Source organism: Alcanivorax sp. DG881 (assembly GCF_000155615.1).
GTDB lineage: Bacteria > Pseudomonadota > Gammaproteobacteria > Pseudomonadales > Alcanivoracaceae > Alcanivorax.
The window spans coordinates 1,941,372-1,962,663 of the sequence record NZ_DS989915.1; the positions used below are offsets into that span (position 1 = coordinate 1,941,372).

The 21,292-nt window shown below is 58.9% G+C and carries 17 protein-coding genes; 7 read left to right on the forward strand and 10 right to left on the reverse strand.

Annotated elements, in window-relative coordinates; genetic code table 11:
- Window positions 1-261: 261 nt before the first annotated feature.
- The 4 genes from ADG881_RS08720 to ADG881_RS08735 all read right to left on the reverse strand — a co-directional run bounded on the left by ADG881_RS08720 (window position 262) and on the right by ADG881_RS08735 (window position 6,498).
- The gene (locus ADG881_RS08720) at window positions 262-3,405 is read right to left on the reverse strand and encodes an efflux RND transporter permease subunit (RefSeq protein ID WP_007149189.1); all 3,144 of its coding nucleotides are present in this window, start codon (window positions 3,403-3,405) and stop codon (window positions 262-264) included.
- An 11-nt stretch (window positions 3,406-3,416) separates the two neighbouring features.
- Entirely contained in the window at window positions 3,417-4,631 is a 1,215-nt protein-coding gene (locus ADG881_RS08725) for an efflux RND transporter periplasmic adaptor subunit (protein ID WP_232211712.1), read from the reverse strand.
- Between the two features lie 219 nt (window positions 4,632-4,850).
- Window positions 4,851-6,089, reverse strand: coding sequence for a TolC family protein (locus tag ADG881_RS08730; protein ID WP_039926473.1), 1,239 nt, complete (start codon window positions 6,087-6,089; stop codon window positions 4,851-4,853).
- Between the two features lie 109 nt (window positions 6,090-6,198).
- Window positions 6,199-6,498, reverse strand: a complete 300-nt coding sequence (locus ADG881_RS08735) for a hypothetical protein (RefSeq protein ID WP_007149865.1) — start codon at window positions 6,496-6,498, stop codon at window positions 6,199-6,201.
- A 164-nt stretch (window positions 6,499-6,662) separates the two neighbouring features.
- On the opposite strand from ADG881_RS08735, the gene ADG881_RS08740 reads away from it, so the two are divergent.
- From ADG881_RS08740 to ADG881_RS08755, 4 genes are all read left to right on the forward strand, one after another.
- A complete protein-coding gene (locus tag ADG881_RS08740; protein ID WP_007149456.1) occupies window positions 6,663-7,085 on the forward strand; it encodes a PaaI family thioesterase in 423 nt (140 codons plus the stop codon).
- Window positions 7,086-7,329: 244 nt separating this feature from the next.
- The gene (locus ADG881_RS08745) at window positions 7,330-7,797 is read left to right on the forward strand and encodes a response regulator (protein WP_156496819.1); all 468 of its coding nucleotides are present in this window, start codon (window positions 7,330-7,332) and stop codon (window positions 7,795-7,797) included.
- Between the two features lie 39 nt (window positions 7,798-7,836).
- Window positions 7,837-9,288 (forward strand): ATP-binding protein, encoded by a 1,452-nt coding sequence (locus tag ADG881_RS08750; protein WP_007148486.1) that lies wholly within the window; start codon window positions 7,837-7,839, stop codon window positions 9,286-9,288.
- On the forward strand, window positions 9,278-9,970 hold the full coding sequence (locus ADG881_RS08755; RefSeq protein WP_007149387.1) for a hypothetical protein: 693 nt from the start codon (window positions 9,278-9,280) through the stop codon (window positions 9,968-9,970). The genes ADG881_RS08750 and ADG881_RS08755 overlap by 11 nt, the downstream gene beginning before the upstream one ends.
- Before the next feature lie 149 nt (window positions 9,971-10,119).
- Here the strand turns inward: ADG881_RS08755 and ADG881_RS08760 are convergent, their stop codons facing one another.
- The gene (locus tag ADG881_RS08760; RefSeq protein ID WP_230457824.1) at window positions 10,120-11,181 is read right to left on the reverse strand and encodes a transporter substrate-binding domain-containing protein; all 1,062 of its coding nucleotides are present in this window, start codon (window positions 11,179-11,181) and stop codon (window positions 10,120-10,122) included.
- Between the two features lie 40 nt (window positions 11,182-11,221).
- On the opposite strand from ADG881_RS08760, the gene ADG881_RS08765 reads away from it, so the two are divergent.
- Both ADG881_RS08765 and ADG881_RS08770 read left to right on the forward strand, forming a co-directional pair.
- Window positions 11,222-11,704, forward strand: coding sequence for a cupredoxin domain-containing protein (locus ADG881_RS08765; RefSeq protein WP_039926474.1), 483 nt, complete (start codon window positions 11,222-11,224; stop codon window positions 11,702-11,704).
- Between the two features lie 175 nt (window positions 11,705-11,879).
- On the forward strand, window positions 11,880-13,106 hold the full coding sequence (locus tag ADG881_RS08770) for an alkaline phosphatase PhoX (protein ID WP_007148771.1): 1,227 nt from the start codon (window positions 11,880-11,882) through the stop codon (window positions 13,104-13,106).
- 334 nt (window positions 13,107-13,440) lie between these two features.
- Here ADG881_RS08770 and ADG881_RS08775 read toward each other — a convergent pair whose 3' ends face one another.
- Both ADG881_RS08775 and ADG881_RS08780 read right to left on the reverse strand, forming a co-directional pair.
- On the reverse strand, window positions 13,441-16,506 hold the full coding sequence (locus tag ADG881_RS08775; RefSeq protein WP_039927340.1) for an efflux RND transporter permease subunit: 3,066 nt from the start codon (window positions 16,504-16,506) through the stop codon (window positions 13,441-13,443).
- 13 nt (window positions 16,507-16,519) lie between these two features.
- Window positions 16,520-17,728, reverse strand: coding sequence for an efflux RND transporter periplasmic adaptor subunit (locus tag ADG881_RS08780; protein ID WP_007148974.1), 1,209 nt, complete (start codon window positions 17,726-17,728; stop codon window positions 16,520-16,522).
- A gap of 138 nt (window positions 17,729-17,866) precedes the next feature.
- Here ADG881_RS08780 and ADG881_RS08785 point away from each other — a divergent pair, with 138 nt between their 5' ends.
- A complete protein-coding gene (locus ADG881_RS08785) occupies window positions 17,867-18,517 on the forward strand; it encodes a TetR/AcrR family transcriptional regulator (RefSeq protein WP_007150257.1) in 651 nt (216 codons plus the stop codon).
- A gap of 63 nt (window positions 18,518-18,580) precedes the next feature.
- Here ADG881_RS08785 and ADG881_RS08790 read toward each other — a convergent pair whose 3' ends face one another.
- The 3 genes from ADG881_RS08790 to creD form a co-directional block, all read right to left on the reverse strand.
- The gene (locus ADG881_RS08790; protein ID WP_007151044.1) at window positions 18,581-19,255 is read right to left on the reverse strand and encodes a hypothetical protein; all 675 of its coding nucleotides are present in this window, start codon (window positions 19,253-19,255) and stop codon (window positions 18,581-18,583) included.
- A 161-nt stretch (window positions 19,256-19,416) separates the two neighbouring features.
- Window positions 19,417-19,659 (reverse strand): hypothetical protein, encoded by a 243-nt coding sequence (locus tag ADG881_RS17545; protein WP_007149828.1) that lies wholly within the window; start codon window positions 19,657-19,659, stop codon window positions 19,417-19,419.
- Window positions 19,656-21,032: a cell envelope integrity protein CreD gene (creD, locus tag ADG881_RS08795; RefSeq protein ID WP_039926475.1), complete on the reverse strand. Its 1,377-nt coding sequence runs from the start codon at window positions 21,030-21,032 to the stop codon at window positions 19,656-19,658. Before creD ends, ADG881_RS17545 begins: the two co-directional genes overlap by 4 nt.
- Between the last annotated feature and the right edge of the window lie 260 nt (window positions 21,033-21,292).

A 21,292-nucleotide genomic window follows, 5' to 3' on the forward strand; every position in this document is an offset into this window, starting at 1 on the left:
TCCGACTTTTCCCTGAAGCCACCCTAAATAACAAGGCAATCAGTATTTTAGCTACAAAGCAGCAACCACTCTCAACAGACGTTTCTTGCACTTGCGTTTTGAACGGGAATTTTTACTCGGACTTTTCTTGTATCCGCTTTTCTGAAAACCCACCTTATCTCAGCCACTTACAAATTTATGTAAGCCATATCCTACAAATTCAACGTGCGCGCGGGTGAAAACGGGATGTTATCCCCGGCCCGCAAGGCCGGGGATAACGGCTTATCGCTGCAACTCCTCCACCTTCCCCCTCGAAAACACCCCATAAAGACTTGGCAACACTAACAACGTCAACGCCGTGGCCGACACCAGCCCACCCACAATCACTACCGCCAGTGGCCGCTGCACTTCACTCCCCACACCAGTCGCCAGCAACATGGGAATTAACCCCAACATGGAGGTGAGCGCTGTCATCAGTACCGGGCGCAGGCGGGAGACGGCACCTTCGAAGATCGCCGTCTCCAGGGCTTCGCCATCGCGCAGGCGATGATTGATGGCTTCCACCATCACCACCCCATTGAGCACCGCCACGCCGAACAGGGTGATAAAGCCCACGGAGCTAGGCACGGACAGGTACTGGCCGCTGATCGCCAGGGCGAGGATGCCGCCGATAAGGGCCAGGGGGACGTTGACCAGAATGAGGGCGGCCTGGGCCACGGAACCAAAGGCGAAGTAGAGCAACAGGGCGATGAGGCCTACGGCCACGGGCACCACCATGGCCAGGCGTTGCTGGGCGCGCTGCTGGTTTTCGTATTGGCCGCCGATGTCGACGCTGTAGCCGGCGGGCAGGTCTACCTCGCTGTCGATGGCCTGTTGGATGTCGGCGACCACGGAGCCCATGTCACGCCCCGCCACGTTGGCCTGGATAACCACGCGACGTTGCACGTCGTCGCGGCTAATCTGGGGCGGGCCGGAGACCAGGGATACCTCTGCCACATCCATGAGCCGCACCCAGGCACCGTCTGCCGCTTTCAGGCGCAGGTTGCGGATAGCTTCGGCGTCCTTGCGGGCGTTTTGCTCCAGGCGCACGTAGATATCGTAGCGTTCGTTGCCATTGATCACCTGCCCGGCGCTGCCGCCACCCAGGCCATTGCTGACCAGATCCATGACCTGATCCACACTCAGGCCGTAGCGGCTGAGGGCGTTGCGGTCCGGGGTGACGACCAGCTGGGCTTCACCGGCGATCTGTTCCAGTTGCACATCGGTGGCGCCATCCACGGCTTTCACGGCCTGGGTGATGGCTTCGCCTTTTTCCTGCAGCACATCGAGATCCGGGCCAAACAGTTTGATGGCGAGCTGGGCTTTTACACCGGAGAGCAGTTCGTCCACGCGCATGGCGATGGGCTGGGAAAAGTTGAGCAACAGGCCGGGATGTTTTTCCAGTTTCTTCTGGATCTTTTCCTGTAGCTCAAGCCGGTTACTGGCGCTTTCCCATTCATCTACAGGCTTGAGGCCGATATAGATTTCCACGTTGCTCACCGGTTCCGGGTCGCCGCCGATTTCGGCACGCCCTACCCGGCTAAGCGCGTAGGTGACTTCCGGGAAGGCCATGATTTCCTTCTCCAGTTTTTGCCCCACGTCCAACGCAGTATCGAGGCTGGAGGACGGGGCCAGCGTCACACGTAACGCCAACGTTCCCTCTTCCAGCACCGGCACAAATTCAGTGCCAATAAAAGGCGTGGTGGCCAGTGCCAACGCGAACAAGCCGACCGCGCCACCCACCACCACTTTGCGGGCCTGCATGGCTTTACCCAGCAGGGTGCGGTAGCGGGCTTCCAGCCACTGCATCAGCTTGTTGGGCTTTTCTTCCACGCCATTGCGGAACAGGAAACCGGCCAGCGCCGGCACCACGATCAGCGCCACCAGTACCGCGGCGGTCATGGCGAGCATGATGCTGATGGCCATGGGCACGAACATCTTGGCTTCCACCCCTTCGAAGGCGAACAGGGGCAGGAACACCACCAGAATAATACTGGCGGCAAAGAACACCGGGCGGGCCACTTCCTGGGCGGCGTCTTTGACTCTCAAGGCGATGCCGCCCTGTGAGTCGTGACTGCCTTCCTTGCGGCTCAGGTGTTTGAAGATGTTTTCCACCATCACCACAGAGCCATCCACCAGCATGCCGATGGCCACGGCCAAACCACCCAGTGACATCAGATTGGCGGACATGCCCAGGCTGGCCATCGCCAACAAGGCCAGGCCAATGGAGAGCGGAATGGACAACAGCACCAACGCGGTGGCGCGCAGGTTCATGAGGAACAGGGCCAGCACGATGACGATAAAGACGAAGGCCAGCAGCAAGGCGGTGACCACTGTGCTGACGGCTTTTTCCACCAGATCTGCCTGGTCGTAGAACACCTCAAACTGCACACCGTCCGGCAGGGCCTGCTGGATGCGCGCTTCGCGTTCCTTGATGCCATCGATGGTGGCCTTTGTATTGGCGCCCATGCGTTTGAGCACGATGCCGGCTACCACTTCGCCCAAGGCTTCCGGTTCGCCGTTAGCATCGCGGCGGGTCATGGTGAGGGCGCCCTGACGAATTTCGCCGCCGAACTCCACCTTGGCCACATCGCTGACGCGCACCTGGGTGCCGTCCACTTCCTTGAGGGGAATGGCGGCAATGTCACCGAGCCCTTGCTGGCCGCTGCCTACCCAGCCCATGCCGCGGATGACCAATTGCTCGGCACCGCGATCCAGATACCAGCCACCGGCGTTGCGGTTGTTGGCGGCGATGGCATCCATGACCTGTTGCAGACTCAGGTCGTAGGCCAGCAAACGGGTAGGGTTCACGTTGACCTGATACTGGCGCACTTCACCGCCATAGCTGAGCACATCGGTGACGCCACCCACGGGCATCAGCAGCAGTTTCACCACCCAGTCGTTAAGGCTGCGCAACTGCATGGCATCCACATTGGAGCCGGGCTCCGCGGTGAGCAGGTATTGATAGACCTGCCCCAGGCCGGAGGTGTTGGGGCCCATTTCCGGGGTGCCGACGCCGTCGGGAATATCTTCCCGTGCGGCCTGCAATCGCTCGAACACCAGCTGGCGGGCGAAATAGATATCGGTGCCTTCCTCGAACACCACGGTGACGATGGACAGGCCGGTCTTGGAGATGGAACGCACCTCGGCCACCTGCGGCAATGCATACATCACTGCCTCGATGGGATAGGTGATCAGCTGCTCCACTTCTTCCGCGGCCAGGCCTTCGGCTTCGGTGTTCACCTGTACCTGGACGTTGGTCACGTCCGGGAAGGCATCCAGTTTCAGGTTGGGCAATTGCCAGCCGATCACCCCGATGGTGATAACCAGTAACAGCAACACAATGAGGCGGTTGTTCACCGCCCAATCGACAAGTCGATTAAACATGACGGTGATCCTCAGTGATTGTGAATATCGAAACCGGACTTGGCCATTTCACTGGCCAGAAAAAACGCGCCACGAGTGACCACGCGCGTGCCAGGCTCAATCCCCGTGACGATGCGACGGTTTTCCAGCTGGCCATTGAGTTGGATTTCCACGGGTTTGTAGTGGCCAGGCTCTTCTTCCACGAACAGTTGCCAATCGCCATCGGCGCTACGGGTGAGCGCCTCTTCCGGCACGGTGAGGGCGTTCTCCGGTGCCGCCAACGCCAGTGCCACATCGGCAAACATGCCGGGGTGCAACAGATGGCCCGCATTGGGAATCGCCACTCGCACCGCAAGGGTACGGGTGACGGGATTGAGGCGATGGCCAGACTGGATCACCTTGCCGTCCACGGATGTGCCACCCACGATGACGCGGGCCGGGGTGCCGGTGCTGATCTGCAAACCGGGGTTCGGCGGTAAAGCCGCTTCGGCCCACAATTCGGATTCATCCACCAGCGTGACCAGGGCGCTGCCCGCGGTTAACCATTGCCCTTGCTGGAAGGCATCTTCCAGTACCAGGCCATCGTCCGGCGCTGTGAGGGTATAAACCCCTTTTTCATTTTTTCCGGCTTCGATATCAGCGATGGCGCTGTTACTGAGGCCATAACCCTTGGCCCGGGCTCGCAAGGACTGGTACTGACTTTGCGCGTCCAGATAGCGCTGGTTGCCCACGGTACGCCGGCCGAGGTTTTTAACCCGCCGCCAGCCATCCGCCGCCACTTGCAGATCACTTTGTAACTGCGCCATGGCCGGGCTGAACAGGGTGGCAATGGCCTCCCCTTTTTCCATGTGCTGGCCAAGCGTGGCACTGCGAGACTGCACCTGGGAATCGATACGCACCGGCACCACCCAGGTGCGGTACTGGTTGCTGATAATTTCCGCCGGCACGGTCAGGGTCCGGGTAGCGTCGGCATCAGGCTGCAGGGTAATGACCTGCAGGTTAAGCATCTTTTGTTGTTCTGCGGTCAGCTCCAGTGCCGCTTCTTCACTATGGGACGCTGCGCTCCCAACCTCCTTCCCATGAGCGTGCTCATCATGGTCACCGCTATTATCCGGAGCAGCCTGTTGTGCATGCTGTTCGGCTTCGTTGCTTTCGTTGTGGGCATGGTCATGATTTTCATCCGCCCAGGCCGGGTTCGCCAGGCTGGCCAGCAGCGCAATGGCCAGAGGCGTTTTGTGAAATGTCATTTTCGGTTTCATAAAAAATTTTCCATTTTTTGTAGGAGCGCCGTTCAGGGCGCGAAGAAGTTGGCACCGCGTGTCGCAGAAACTATTCGCGCCTCAAGTGGCACTCCTACAGTAATTTTTCGCTTAATTTCTCGTTTCAAGCGGTGTTATTCGCTTCGCTCACCCTTCGGGCCAGTCTGCGGCTGTTACCTCGCAAGCTCGGTTCCTACAGAACAATCATTAGTCCGCCAGCTGGTTCAGCCAGTCGTTGAGCTGGGCGCTTTCATAGAGCCACTGCACCCAGGCCTGCTGCATGGCATCGCGCAGGGCGATGCCAGCCAGCCGGGTATCGAGCCGCTGATTCAAGGCCTGCAGATAGTTCTGGGTGGTGAGTTCGCCCTGCTGCCAGACGCGCTTGAGCAAGGTGTCGCTGCGCGCCAGGCTATCGCCGGTGAGTTGCTGCCAGGTTTCCCAGCGCTCGCGCCGCTGCTGGTAATCGCTCAACGCTCCGTCCAGCCGGGCCTGAATGTCGTTGCGGGTTTTCTCCAGCAGCGCACGCCGCTCTTCACTATCCGCCAGGGCGGCTTCATAGCCTGGCTTGCCGGTATTGAAGAACTTCAATGGCAGGCTGAAATCCACGCCCCACAAATTTTCGCCATCTTCCTGGCCCACGCGCAGGCCCAGGGTCGGGTCGGTGTTGCGTTGTTTGTCTGCCACCGACACCCCTCGCTCAGCCAGCGCCAGTTGCTGCTCTGCCAACTGCAAATCGAAGCTGGTGGGGAGCCGTTGCACGACACCATGGGTGAGTGACGGGGCCTGCCAACGGTCCGCCGCCGGCAAGGCCACCGCGGGTTGTTGGCTGGCCAGTTGCTGGCGCAATGTGGTGGCAGCACGGGTGGCGGCACTTTCCGCATCCGCCAGGGCCTGCTGAGCCTGCCCCAGTGACAGGTAGGCCAATTGCGCATCCACCTGCCCCACATCCCCTGCCTTTTCGCGGCGGCGAATCAGGTCGGTGAGATCGCGCAGCTGCTGTTCCTGCTCACGGGCGGCCGCCAATTGCTCGCGGGCGGCGGCATGGGCCACCAGCGCATTGAGGCTGTCCGCCAACAGGCGGGCGCGGGCCTTGTCGCCACGCAGCTGCGCCAGCTGATCACGCACCGCCACGGCATCGCGGCTGGCGCGGGCCTTGCCGGACCAGTCCAGCGTCTGGCTGAGGCCCACGGTCTGGGTGATATCGAGGCTGTCTTCGTAGTCGATATTCAATGAAGGGTTATAAAGCGGCTGCGATAAAGCCCGGCTTTGCGCCAGCAACCGTTCCTGCTCCGCCTGGATGGCGCGGCTGGCCGGTAGCTGGCTGACCTGGCGCTGCACCCATTGCGCCCACTGTGCGGGCGAGGAAGAAGAATCGGCCGACGCGCTGGCATACGCGCACACGGCCAGTAACAGTGCGGCCATGCGCACTGCGGTCTGGATTCCCATGGGGAAACTCCTGATGTCTCAAAACGTTACGTCAAGAACAATGCCGGCGCTCGCACGGCGCACATTCACCGTGGACAAGGCAGCAAAGTCGGGGGAAACGAAGAAACGATCAGGCTATAGGAGGACGGAAAGGGTTATCGGCCGGGGCATCCGGCAGGAAGGGGCGCAACGCCATTTGACCTGCAGAGGGCGGGGCCAGGCGCAGCGGCTCACAATCGGTGGAGGCCATGAAACCATGGCATTGACAGCAATGGTCGCCGCCTTTGTCCAGCACATCCGCACTGGCCAGATCCTGCTGGACCTGTTCCAGCGAGGCAGCCGCGCCACCATCGTGCTCGTGATGCATGGCATCCAGCACCAGTACATGAGTACTGATGATAAGCAGCAATGTGTAGACCAGTGCTTTCATGGGATGCCCGCTAACGAGGGAAGAGTCGCAACCTTGCGATACCCATAGACCGCCGTCAAGACAATCGGTTCCCCGTCACCTGTGGGTACGATCCGGTCATCCCGTTTTCCGAACCGGCATCGTATAGTGTCGGCTCCGTTTCGCCGGAATGAAAAAGGAAAACCATGAGCCACATTGACCAGATCAAAGACGACATTCTCGCCCACCCATTGCACCGGGCCTGCGAACTGGAGCTGGTAAGCGCGGTGGATGGCCGCAGTGAAGTGCGTTTCCCGGTGAATGATTTCACCACCAACCCCCAGGGCGCCCTGCATGGCGGCATCGTTTATGCCTTGATGGATGTGGCCTGCTTTTTTGCGGCGGCCTCCAGACTGCCCCCCGAGCAGCACGCGGTGACCATCGAAACCCATAGCAGCGTGCTGCGTGCCGCCAGCCGGGGCGAACAGGTCGTGATCCGCGCCCATGTGGACCGCCTGGGCCGAACCCTTGCTGCCATGCGTGCCGAAGCCTATGCCATAAACGCGCAGCAGCAGGAACGTCTGATCGCCACCGGATCGGTGACCAAAGCCATCGTGCAGACCGTGTAGCCGTTTTTTTGCGCGTTTTCCCCGCGTTTTTCCCCACCATTGTGCGCTTTTCGTCCCTGCCGGATAAACGGCTATCCGGACGGCATGACCGGCTCCTTGCGGTTACCCGAACCAATTGTCAGCCCCTATAGCGGGGCGTATCGTAAAACCTGATACCCGTGTGCCAAACCTTAGCGGAAAAGGGTGGGCACAATGTTGTTGAACGCATGCAGTCGCCGGCAGGACGCCAGCGTAGTAGCACGCCGTGAATGAGGGACTCACCATGTATCAGGTCATGGTCGTGGACGATGAGGAATACATCCTCAAAGCCTTGAAGCGCACTATCAATACCTACACCGACTGGGAAGTGGAAACCTACCAGGACCCCCACGAAGCCCTGCGCCGGGCGCGCACTACCGTATTCGATGCGGTGATCACCGACTATATGATGCCGGAGATGAATGGCCTGGAACTGCTACAGGAACTGCGCGACCTGCAACCCGACACCATTCGTATTGTGCTGACCGGGGTGATCGACATCGAGACGGTCATGTCCGCGATCAACAAAGCCGGCGCATTCCGCTTTATCCCCAAACCCTGGGACGACGACCAGTTACTCGACAATATCCGCGAAGGCCTGAAGTTCCGCGATATTTTGCTGGAAAACCGTATTCTGGCGGAAACCGTGCGGGAACAACGCGAGACCCTGCGCAGCATGGGCTACGAAGGCTAGCCCTTTCAGCCCGACAAACAACAACTCACGGCGCGGCGCATGAATAGCTTGCTCGACAAAACGGACATCGGCTTTGGCATGGAAGCCCAGGGGCTGTTCCTGGTATCTTCCACGGTGATCCTGCTGATCATCATTTTCTTTCTGTACAAAACCTACCGCACCTCCATCAACGTGGAAGCCAAACTGGCCGAGTTTTCGTCGCTGACGGACAACCGCTTTGGCCGCAAGATGCACCTGATCGAGGTCAACGCAGACGAATACAAACTCAACAAGGCGCTGCTCGGCCCGCTGGCGCGCATCATCGACGAGTACTGTGTGCTGACCACCGACCGCCACGGCACCATCACCTTTGCCAACGGCAAATTTCTGGCCCTCAGCGGTCATTCCTTTTCCCGCCTGATCGGACAGAACGAAAGTTTCAATCACCCCGACGATGATTCACTGCCAGTGATGCAGTGCGACCAGGCGCTATCCGGGGTGTGGAACGGGGAGGTTTGCAACCGCCATGCGGACGGCAGCCGTTACTGGATGAACATGTTCCTGTTCCCGCTTTCCTACATTTCCGATGAAGACGATGGCTATATTTATTTCGGTACCGATATCACTGATATCAAAACGGAAAACAACCAGCTGATGCAGGAAGTGAAGGACAAGAGCCAGAAATTGAATCAGGTGGAATCACTGCTTCTTCACTCGGAAAAAATGGCATCACTGGGCACTATCTCGGCGGGCATTGCCCACGAGATCAACAATCCCATTGCCTATGTTTCTTCCAACCTGAATCGCAGCCGGGATTACCTCGACGCCATGGCCGGGGTTATTCAGGGGCTAAAAAAACGCATCAGCGAAGAAAAGTTTCAGCAATTTCTGAATGCTGAAGAAAAACTGAATATAGACACAAAGAAACTGGCCTTCATGATGGCGGATTACCCCGCTCTGCTGGATGAAACCGATGAGGGAATTGAGCGAATAAAGAAAATTATTCGCGACCTGAAACATTTCTCCCATAACCGACCCGAGGCGTTTTCCCCCACCGATATCGCATCCTGCCTGGCCATTTCACTCAACCTGGCCAAACATGAACTGAAAAACCGGATTACGGTTACTCACACCCTCCCCGACTCTCTGCCTTCGATCAGCGGATCGGCAAGCCAGCTATCGCAAGTGTTCATGAATCTTTTCGTTAACGCAGCCCAGGCCATCGAAGACAAAGGCAGCATCGTCATTGCGGCCCAGTGCGATGAACAATGGTGCACCCTGACCATCGCCGACGACGGGCCGGGCATTACGGATGAAGCCCTGAAGCAAATTTTCGAGCCGTTTTTTACCACCAAACCCATCGGCCAGGGGACCGGGCTTGGGCTGTCCATTTCCCACGACATCATCCAGCACCACGGCGGCACCATGACCGTGAAAAGCCAGCTTGGCACCGGCACCACCTTTACCATCCGGCTGCCACTGAAGCAGACTGACCGGGCCGATGCAGCCTGATTTCGTGTACACCCTCACCACGCCCACCGGGGTGCAGCAACGCATCCCGATTACGCTGGTTGAGGAACACGGCAGCATCGCCGTCCCCGACACCTTCACGCCGCCGGACTGGGCCGCGCTGCGCTATCACCAATGCAGCCACTGCCCACTGGATCCCGACGAACACCCCTACTGCCCCATCGCCCGTAACCTGGCCTACCTGCTGCCCGATTCCGCATTGGGTGATTCGTTTCAAGCGGTCAACCTGGACGTAGAAACGCCACAACGACGCTACCAACAAGACACCACCCTGCAACGGGCACTCAGCTCCCTGTTCGGACTGATTTGCGCCCTGAGCGACTGCCCACACACACGCTTCCTGCGCCCCATGGCCCACTTCCACCTGCCACTGAGCAGCGACACGGAAACGCTGGTGCGCACCGCCAGCCTATACTTGTTGCAACGTTACCTGCTCAACCGCAAACAACCGGAACAGACCATTTCTCTGGACGGACTGAATGATCGCTACAACGCGCTCAATGAACTGAACCGTTGTTTTACCGGGAGGCTGCGCCAGCGCGGCGAATCCGATGCGCCGATCAATGCACTGGTGCTATTGCATGTCACCGCGCGGGAAATGCACTGGAATCTGGAAGAAGAACTGGAAAGCCTGGCGGCGCTGTTTTCCGGGAGCGACGGTTAATTAGGGATGTCGGATTACGCCGCTACACGGCTAATCCGGCCTACACGAAGCGCAGCATTTACAATAAAGCCGCGCAGGTCAGGTTAGCCGCGTAGCGGCGTAACCTGACACCAGCAAACGCAATCCCCCATTCAATCAATAACGGGCGATTATTCTTCCGCACCCAGGTAGCGATTCAACACTGTGCGCCACTCCTGAGTCGGGAGAATTTCCAGCATGGCCTGGTCCAGCGATTCGCGCAATGCGCTGCCATTGGCCATGGCAAATGCGTAGCTTTCTTCGCGGACCAGGGCGGGCAACACCAGCGCATTGGTGGTACCGCGTTCGCGCAGCATATAACGCATGACCGGTGCGTCGGACACCAGCGCATCCACCTCGCCGATCACCACCGCACGCAATGCCTGCTGGTTATTCGGATACGGTACAAAGGTGGTGCCCTGACCTGCCAGCCAGTTCGCACCACTGGTGCCCTCCACCGCCGCCACTTTTACCCGTGGTAAATCGGCGGCGCCATTGATGCGCGACTGCAGCTCATTGAGCGTCACGCTGGAGGCAATGGCCGCCGTGAAGCCGGAAATGGTGATAATGCTGACAAACATCCAGACCAGCCCCAGAACCCGCCCCCCGGTACTCACCGGCGCCTTGTCACCGTACCCCACCGTGGTCATGGTCACCGCCGACCACCAGAAGCCGCTACCGATACCCTGGCTGGCGGAACCGCCGAACTGTTCGGGGTTCTTGCGCCGCTCCAGCAACCAGATCAGCAAGCCCACCAACAGCAATACCAACACCAGAGCCAGTACCGCCGACACAAACTTCCAGCTGAACAGATTACGCAGGGTGGTCACCCAGCCACTGGCTTCGTTACGGGTGGCAATCCCCAGGCCCGCCCGGAACATGGGCTGGGTAAAATCCAGACGTCGCTCCCGGTCGGCAGTCACACTGATTGCGCCAATCGCCACGTCGGCCTGCCCCTGCTCCACAGCAGCCAGCATCTCCGACACCGATCCGTAGGGCCGCAGGCGATACTCGTAGCCGGCCTTTTCTGCCACCTTTTCCCACAGTTCCACGCTGATGCCGTCCCAGCGGTCTCCTTGCTGATAACTGAAAGGCGGCGACGCTTTCACCGCCACCGTTAACGGTGCGGCCTGCGCCGCTGAAACCAGGCCCCATAGGCAAACCAGTACCAGTGCGAGTATTCTGCCGTTCAATGTGTTACTCCTTTTTCTTTCACCACCAACGCGGTAGCCCATGCCCCAACACACGCGAGCACTGAGCCTGTTGCTGCTCGTTAACTTATTCTTGCTGTCGCCACCAGGCGACGCCCACGGCATCCTGCCGGATGAGATCCCCATGGCCGCCGGCACAGCGCTGCGCGACCCCGGCGATCTGGCACCGCAAACCGTGGTGCTCACGGATCACTGGACGCCGACCTCACTGACCTTCACCCAAGGGCAGGCCATATTACTGATTCTGGAGAATGCCAGCCCGGAGTGGCATTTGCTTGCTCTGGTCGATGACACAGCCCTGCGCGACCAGAACCTGATCCACCGGCTGATGCCCGACCTGCGCAAGGACTACCCCAACACTCGTCTGAGCGAGCCCGATACCAGTGTGCAACTGCCCTGGCGTTTCGACAAACCCGGCGAGTATTCCCTGCGCTGCGTACGCGCCGAGCACCAGCAACACAGCCCCGCGCTGAGCATTATCGTTGATCCCCCCTCGAAACCATGAACTTTCGGCTACCGTTGCCGTAAACGTGACACACATCGCGCATTGGCCTATCCGTTATTGCGCTACTGCACCCTTTTTGTCGCATTAATCGTTCAGGCTCTGACGAGTTGCCTGTGCGCAACGGTTTCCGCTACCCCAAACCGAAACACAGTTATCAATCTCAAGGAGGAGCCCCATGAAACAATCTGCCCCCCTGTCGCGCCGCGAATTGCTCAGGAAGAGCTCTCTGGGTATGGCCGCGCTGGCTATTGGCCCGAGCCTGCTATCCATTAGTCGGCCACTGTCCGCCCAGTCGCTGGCACAGATCGGCCCGTTACAGGCACCCGACGAGAACGGCATTCGGCTACCCGCCGGCTTTTCATCACGCTGCATCGCAGCTGCCGGGCAGCGGGTACGGCGCAGCTTCTGGAACCGCACGGCCTACCGCTGGCATAGCTATCCGGATGGCGGCGCCACCTTCCCCGCCGACGATGGCGGCTGGGTATATGTGTCCAACAGCGAGACCATCAGCCTGTTGGGTGGCGGGGTATCCGCGATACGCTTTCATGCGGACGGCTCGGTGAACGATGCCTACCGCATTCTCGGTGGCACCAACCTGAATTGTGCCGGCGGCCCTACGCCATGGAATACCTGGCTGTCCTGCGAGGAAATTGATTTCGGCCGGGTTTATGAATGCGACCCTTTCGGAAAACAGCCCGCCCAGGTACGCCCGGCGCTGGGCTTTTTCAAACACGAAGCGGTGGCCGTGGACGACCAGTTTGCCATGCTTTATCTCACCGAGGACGAGTCAGACGGACGCCTGTACCGGTTCATCCCTGCAGGCCAGCACCGTGATGGCCGCCTGAATCTGGACGATGGTATCCTGCAGGTTGCCGCGGTGGACGAACAAGGATTCGTAAGCTGGCTGGACCTGCCCAACCCCACGCCCTCGCTACTGGAAACCCCGACCCGGGAACAGCTGCCCCAAAGCACCGCATTCAATGGCGGCGAGGGTATCTGGTACAGCCAGGGCCAGATTTATTTCACCACCAAGGGCGACAATCGGGTCTGGCAGCTGGACACCAACCTGAACCAACTGAGCGTACTTTACGATGCCGCCACCGCCGCTAATCCATTACTCACGGGCGTGGACAACCTGACGGTGTCCAGCGGCGGTGACGTGCTGGTGGCCGAAGACGGCGGGGACATGCAGATTGTGGTGATCGACGCGCAGGGCGATGTTGCTCCCCTGCTACAAGTCACCGGGCAAGACGATTCGGAAATTACCGGCCCGGCTTTCAGCCCGGACGGCAATCGGCTGTATTTCAGCTCCCAACGTGGCAGCGCCATTTTCGGTGGCGGCAAAGGCTTCGGCATTACCTATGAAATCACCGGGCCATTTCGGGATTTTGTGAAGCTATAGAACATCGGTTTCGAGTGACGAGTGACGAGTGACGAGTGACGAGTGACGAGTGACGAGTGACGAGTGACGAGTGACGAGTGACGAAGAAAAACCCGGGATACGGTTAAGCTCAAGCGGTCTTTTGATTCCTGTCGTGCCTTTCGAAACTCGTTACTCGCACCTCGTAACTGCTACGTTATGCAACAGACTCTCATGCTCCTTTCTTTGGGAGAACGTAACCCTCCCACCGATACCAGGCGACTTCCGCTTACTGCAAAGCAGCCATAAAAAAGCCCCGGCAAGTGCCGGGGCAAGGGGAAAACCGGAAACTGTCCGGCAACAGAGTCAGCGTTCGTTATGCTGTATCCGCATGCTCTTCCTTCACCCGGAACCAGGCCGCGTAGAGCGCGGGCAGGAACAGCAGGGTCAGCGCGGTGGCCACAATCAGCCCCCCCATGATCGCCACGGCCATGGGGCCGAAGAACACACTGCGCGACAGCGGAATCATCGCCAAAACCGCCGTCAGCGAGGTCAGCGCGATCGGCCGGAAACGACGGACCGTGGATTCAATAATGGCATCCCAGGCGGTTAGCCCCTGGTCCATATCCTGACCAATCTGGTCCACCAGAATCACCGCGTTACGCATGATCATGCCGGCCAGTGCAATGGTGCCCAGCATGGCGACAAACCCGAACGGCTTCTGGAACAACAACAGGAAGAAGGTCACCCCGATCAGCCCCAACGGCGCCGTGATGAAGACCATCAGCGACAACGGGAAACTGCGCAGCTGCAACATCAGCAAGGTAATCACTACCAGAATGAACAGTGGCATCCCTGCGTTCACCGATTTCTGGCCCCGGGCCGATTCCTCCACCGTGCCACCCACCTGTAGCAGATAACCCGGCGGCAGATCCGCCTGCACCTGGGACAAGGTCGGCATGATTTGCTGCATCAGCGTGGCAGGCAAGGCGCCGTCTTTCACATCCGCCAGCACCGTCACCGTCGGCAAACGATCGCGATGCCAGATGATGCCTTCCTCGAAGCCGGATTCCAGCGTCGCCACCTGATTCAGTGGCACGCTGCGTCCATTCTCCGTCTGCACCGCCAGGTTGCCCAGCAACCCCAGCGCATGGCGTTCATGGCTGTCGCCGCGCACTTCCACGTTGATCAGTTCGTTATCTTCCCGGTACTGGCTCACCGCCACACCAGAGAGCGACGCCTGCAACGCAGTGGACAGATCCGAAGTGGTAATGCCTAAAGTCCGTGCGCGATCCTGATCCACGATCAGACGCACCACCTTGCTGGGCTCCTCCCAGTCCAGATGCACGTTGGCGGTGTGCTCGTTATCACGCACTTTCACAGCCACCCGACGAGCCAGCTCACGCACCTGGGAAATATGCTCTCCGGAAACACGCAGCTGAATCGGATACCCCACAGGCGGACCGTTTTCCAGTCGCGACACGCGAGTACGCACTGCCGGGAATTCCCGCTCCAGGATCTCCATCAACCAGCCACGCACCTGTTCGCGTTCTTTCACGTTACGGGTGAGCACCACAAACTGGGCCACACTGGCGGCCGGCAATTTCTGATCCAGCGACAGATAAAAACGGGGCGAGCCGCTGCCCATGTAGCCCACGTAGTTTTCGATCATGTCGTTTTCGCCAAGCATGACTTCCAGGCGCAGCGCCTTTTCCTGGGTCGCCGTCAGCGACGCCCCTTCCTCCAGCTTCATGTCCACCATCAGCTCAAGCCGACCGGACGCCGGGAAGAATTGCTGGGGCACAAAACTGAACAAAAGAAGAGAAAAAACAAAGATGCCCACGGTCAATCCGATGACCGTTTTCCGGTAGCGCACGCACCACTCTACCCAGCCACGGAAACGACGATAAAACGGTTTCTGGTAAGGGTCATGCACATCGCCGCTGGCATCACGACGGGCCAGACTGGGCAGCAACTTTTCACCCAGATAAGGAACGAACACCACCGCAGTCACCCAGGACGCCAGCAACGCAATGGTGACCACCTGGAAGATGGACCGGGTGTATTCCCCGGTGCTCGATTCCGCAGTGGCGATGGGCAGAAAACCTGCAGCGGTAATCAAGGTGCCGGTGAGCATGGGGAAGGCGGTACTGGTCCAGGCAAAGCCGGCCGCCTTGATACGGCTGAAGCCCTGCTCCATTTTAATCGCCATCATTTCCACAGCGATAATGGCATCGTCCACCATCAGACCCAGCGCCAACACCAACGCACCCAGGGAAATCTTGTGCAGGCCGATGTCGAAATATTTCATCGACGCAAAGGTCATCGCCAGCACCAGCGGAATGGAGAAGGCCACCACCAGACCGGTGCGCCACCCCAGCGAGAAGAAGCTCACCAGCAACACGATGGCCAGGGCTTCCATCAATACCTGAACAAATTCCCCCACACCGGCTTCCACTGCCGCCGGCTGATCGGAAACCTTACGCAGCTCCATGCCGATAGGCAGGCTTTCCTGCAATGTGGCAAAGGTCTGGTCAAGGTTTTCACCCAGCTTGAGAATATCGCCGCCGTCCTTCATGGACACCGCAATACCAATGGCATTTTCGCCCATGAAACGCATGCGCGGCTGCGGCGGATCACTAAAGCCCCGATAAACGTTGGCGATGTCGCCAAGACGCAGGGTGCGGTTTTCCACCTGAATGGGGAAGTTGCGAATATCTTCCACGCTGGTGAATTCACCGGATACCCGCAGGCGCACGCGGCTGCTGGGTGTTTCAAAAAAACCCGCGTCGGCCACCGCATTCTGCGACTGCAGGGCCTGCTGCACCGTCACCAGCGGAATGCCCAGGGACGCCAGCTTGGTGTTGGCAATTTCCACCCAGATTTTTTCGTCCTGCAGGCCGACCAGCTCCACCTTGCCCACGTCGTCCACCCGCTGCAGCGCCAGCTGCAAGCGGTCGGCGTAGTCTTTCATGATGGCGTAGTCAAAACCCTCACCGGTGAGCGCATAGATATTGCCAAAGGTGGTACCGAATTCGTCGTTAAAAAAGGGCCCGCGTGCGTCCTGGGGCAAGGTGTGGCGAATATCACCAATCTTCTTGCGCACCTGATACCAGAGATCCGTGATGTCCTTGGAGCGCATCTCATCCCGCGCCATGAACATGACCAATGACTGGCCCGGCCGGGAATAGGAGGTAATGCGTTCGAAGTCGCCGGTCTCCATCAGTTTCTTTTCCACCCGGTCAGTGATTTGCCGGGACACTTCCTCGGCACTGGCACCGGGCCAAAGTGTGTTGATGGTCATCAGCTTGAAGGTAAACGGCGGATCTTCACTCTGGCCCAGGTTGGCATAGGAAATCGCCCCCATGGCACCGAGAAGGATCATGGCGTAGAGCACCAGGGTGCGGTTTTTCAGCGCCCATTCGGAGAGATTGAACGACATGGCCATGCTCTCCTTATTGATCCGCGTCTGGGCTTGGCGTCGCGTCTGCACTGTCATCAGCCGGCGCCTCCGGGGCCGCCTGCTCGGCAGGCGCGGCCTCAGCCAGATCCAGCTGACGGTTCTGGCGATCCACGGGAATAACCCTCTGTCCTTCGCGCAGCAACTGCGTGCCTGCGGTCACAACCCAGTCCTGCGGCTGCAAGCCGCTTAACACCGGCACCACCTGTTCCTGATAAGGCCCCACTTCCACCGGTGTTTTCTGCAAGGTCAGCGCATCCGGGTTGACCACCCACACATAGGTATTGCCTTCCTCGGCGGTGAGCGCAGAGAGGGGAATACTGAGCACGTCAGCATTGGCGGCACCGCTGACAAAGACCCGGGCAGACTGCCCCAGATCCGCCCCAACGCTGGCGTTTTCGAATGCCACGCGAGCTTCAAACGTCCGTGAGCGGGGATCCGCGGCCGGCGACAGTTCACGAATTTTACCTTCGAATACCTGCCCGGGCCGCGACCATAATTCAATCGCCACCGGCATGCCGATCTTGAAGCGGCCCACGTCCTGCTCCGGCAAATCAATCCGCACTTCGCGGTCGCCGTCGATCGCCAGCACAAACACCGCCTGGCCGGCAGCCACTACCTGGCCAGCCTCCGCCAGACGCTGGGCAATCACGCCGTCACGGGGCGCTTTCAGCGAGGCATAGTCCGCCTGATTCCGGGCCACCTTCAGGTTCGCACGAGCCTGGCGCAGCTGCGCCACACTGGCGTCATAGCGGCTTTCAAAGGAATCGAACTGGGAGCGGCTGATCACATTACGCTCCATCAGCTCGCGGTAACGCTCCAGTTCGCTGCTGGCCAGGTTGTGGTCGGCCTGGGCAGAGGCCATCTGCGCCCGTACCGCATCCAGTTTCAGGCTCACATCATCGGTATCCAGCTTGGCCAACACCGTCCCTTCACTGACCCGGTCGCCCACATCCACCAGCCGCTGGCTGATCTTGCCACCAATGCGGAAACCCAACTCCGGCTCATAGCGGGCACGGACTTCACCGGGGAACACGTCCTGACTGGCATCCGCCGATAGCGGCTGGGCCACCAGTGCCGGGCGGGCCGGCGCCTTGTTTTCCGACTCCGGATCGGAACACCCCTGCAGGGACAACGCCCCCACCGCCATGCCCGTGGCGATCAGCCCCGACAGCACTCTCGACAGCAATACAGAACGAAACATGACTGGTTCCCTCATTGACCCCACCTCTTTAGACGGATCCGCCCGTTAAGTCGGCGGATTTTGCCGGTCTTGACTTGCCGGCATGCTATACTGGCCAGTATAGTAATTTTATTAAACTGAACCGTCCAGTATTGAAATATGACCGACTCTGCCTCCCCAGATCAGCCCAACCCACGCGGACGCCCCAAAGACCCGGCGAAACGCAGTGCCATTCTTCAAGCAGCCACCACACTGTTTCTCGGGCAGGGATTTGCCGGCACCAGCATGGATGCCGTGGCGAAACAGGCTGGCGTCTCCAAACTCACGGTGTATAGCCATTTCAGCGACAAGGAAACGTTATTTTCGTCAGCCATTGAGGCGAAATGTCACAACCTGCTCCCCATGCCGATCTTCGAACTGGAACCGGACCTGCCGATTCGCACCACCCTGACCAAGATTGGCCTGGCGTTTCTGGAACTGATCCATACGCCGGAAGTGATTGAATTACAGCGACTGATGAGCAGCCTGGCGACACAGGATCCGGCCATGTCACAGCTGTTTTTCGAAGCCGGCCCGCAGCGCACCATTACCGCCATGGAAAACCTGGTGCGTAACGGCAATAACACAGGCCGATTGCAGGCAGACAACCCCAAACAGGCGGCGGAGAATTTTTTCAGCCTGTTGCAAGGCTGCGAGCATATGCGTGTGATTATTGGCTGTAACCAGCCAATGACGGCCAGCGAGGCGCAGCCTCATGCCGCACAAGTGGTGGATATGTTCCTGCGGGCTTACGGGAGAGAAGGGGAATAAACAGATTTAGCAGCGTAGTCATGCATTGAAGGCAGCGGGGCCTTTGGCCCCGCCCTGAAAAGATCAGAAAGATTTTCTGACGCCGATGGAGAAGTGGTCGTAATCCACATCAAGCTTGTCATTTGCAATCTTGATTTCGTGGCTCGCATCCACATAGCCCAGCACCAGCTCCGGAGCATCCGGCGCAAAGGCGATGGCTACATCCAACCCCAGCAGTTCGGGCTCGATATCAAGGGAATCCAGGCCGACCTTGGTATCAGTATCACCCATGTTGTACCAGAGTGACGCCGTCACCATGTCGAAATTGGCGCGCGCGCCGACTTCCAGGCCGTAGCCTTCACCGGCAAAACCGATCAGCGTTGGCCGGCTGAACCCTACAGCACCGTAAAGATCGACCATCCCCGCCACCGGGAAATGGGCACCCACGCCAATAAAGGTCATGTCATTCAACACGGCATTATCAGCTTGGCCAAGAGCGAACCCCACATCATCTTCATAGTCCAGCGACATGTGCCGGCCCATGACCATGACATAATCACCAATCTCGAAACCACCCTGCAGCCCGAACCCTTGCTGCAGGTCAAAGGACTCGGAGATACCGCCTTCAGTGACTTCCGAATCACCAGACATGACATAGTCGAACTGTACATAGTTGAACGAGGGCGCATCCGCAAAGGCATGCTGACCCGTGGCCCCCATCAGGGTGGCAAACGCAAGCGAGGCAATTTTCTTGTTCATAACTTTCTCCCTGTTATATATAGACAAGCCAAGGCTGGCCTGAGCCCGATCACTGACATCCTTGGCCCTGCAGCATTGATAACGCAATTGTAAAAAAACCGCAATATACAATACATTTACCGTGACGCTGGGAACAACGACAACGCATCGCCAACACTGATTCAAGACACGCCACGCAACGCTTTCACTTCTGCCGCATAAAGCAGTGCCCTGCCCCGACGCCGCTCACCCAGTTGCCACCAGATCACCCCAAGCCACCGAATCGCCAGGTGATTCTCTGCATTGCAGGACAGGGCTTGCTGGGCGATACGTAGAGCTCGTCCAAGCAAGCACCGCCGATGGCTGGGGAACCGCTTGGCGGCCCGCACCAGGGTCGCAATATGCCCCAGGTCATCGGCACTCACAGCGCATCACCGTTCTGGGCACTGTCCGCATTCGGCTGCACTTTAGCGGCCGCCTTGCCTGGCACGGCAAAGGCATACCAGTCCAGTTTCCGGGTCACCACCATCACCACAGCCAGAGCAGCGAACAGCAACAAGGCGCCCAGCAACAGGGCATAGTCTTCAGCCATGAGAATCCCGTAGATCAACCCTTGCACCAGCAGCAGACTCAAGGCGAACGTCCAGCCGGCCTTGAAGGAACGCATGGCCGCCATCAGGTAGACGCCGATCAAGGCACAGCACGATAACGCAGCCACCAGATACGCCAACACAAAGTCGATATGCTCACTGAGTGCCACCAGCAGCAGGTAGAACATGGCCAGCGCCAACCCCACCAACAGGTATTGCATGGCATGTAACGGGTACCGGCGCAGCACTTCAAAAAGGAAAAACGCTGCGAAGGCCAGGCCCACAATCAGATAACTGTATTTCAGCGCCCGCTCACTGGAGAGCAACCCTGTCACCGGCTGCACCAAACGCACCCGCAATGCCTGGCCGCTGTCACCGCAGGCTGCATCACCCCGGGCGCAATGAATCACACTGGCCGCCGCCAGGCTGTTGGTACGCCACTGGCTGGTAAACCCTTCCGGGGTAATCTCACGCTCCACCGGCAACACCAGCCCTTCAAAACTGGGGTGTGGCCAATCGGCCCGTAACGCCATGCGGGTTTCCTTGGCCAGCGGCAGAGCACCGAGTGATTCCGTGCCGTTCAGGTTCAACCGCACCTTGACGGTAAAAGCCCCGGCCAAATCGTCGGGCAGCGCCACGGCCACCGCATTACCGCCCACGCCATCCGGCAACTGCTCGGTTTCCACCAATGGTAGCGGCACATCGTTGACCAGAATCTGTGGGCGCTCCACCAGCCCGCGCAGATCCTGAATCTGCAATAGCAGCAACGGCTTCTGTGAAGACACCACCTGTTCCGGCTGACTCACTGTCTGCCAATTGGCGGGAAACACGGCTTCGATGTGCAACAGGCTCCGGTATACCGGCACACCGTAAATACCGCGATAGCGCATTTCACTTTGCAGCTCGCCATCAATACTCAAGGTATCCGGAATCTGGCTATCCAACACTTGCCGCCGCTCAATGGCTGTACAGGTTTCGCCGCTACGGCAATCGCGTTTTTCCACCAGCTGTTTCCGGGTTCGTGGCACCACGATCAGCGGCCCACTGATCTGCTGCTCGCCACTCACCTGTCGGGTAATCTGGTGTTTGACGTGCATCGCTTCATTACTGCGGTCGGATATCTTTCCCTGGATCATTAACAGCGGCACTACCAGCACCAGCATCAGCCCGGCAATCGTGAACATTTTCAATAACAGGTTGGGTCGCATGGCTTTCTCCCACAAATGACACCCACAATGGTTCCCTCACAGGGGAGGCCAGTGTGCGAAACCGGTTTGGGGGTTTTGTGGGGATTGTGTGGGAGGAAAGTAGTTACGAGTTGAAAGTTCAAAGTTTAAATCGCGGGACAGCCCAATGGAGCGGATAGGCCATACCCACGCCCAATCACTACTGGCGCGGAGCACCTAATCTACAAGAATGCACCTGCCTTTCTTCGCGTTTCAACTTTTAACTTTCTACTTTTAACTTC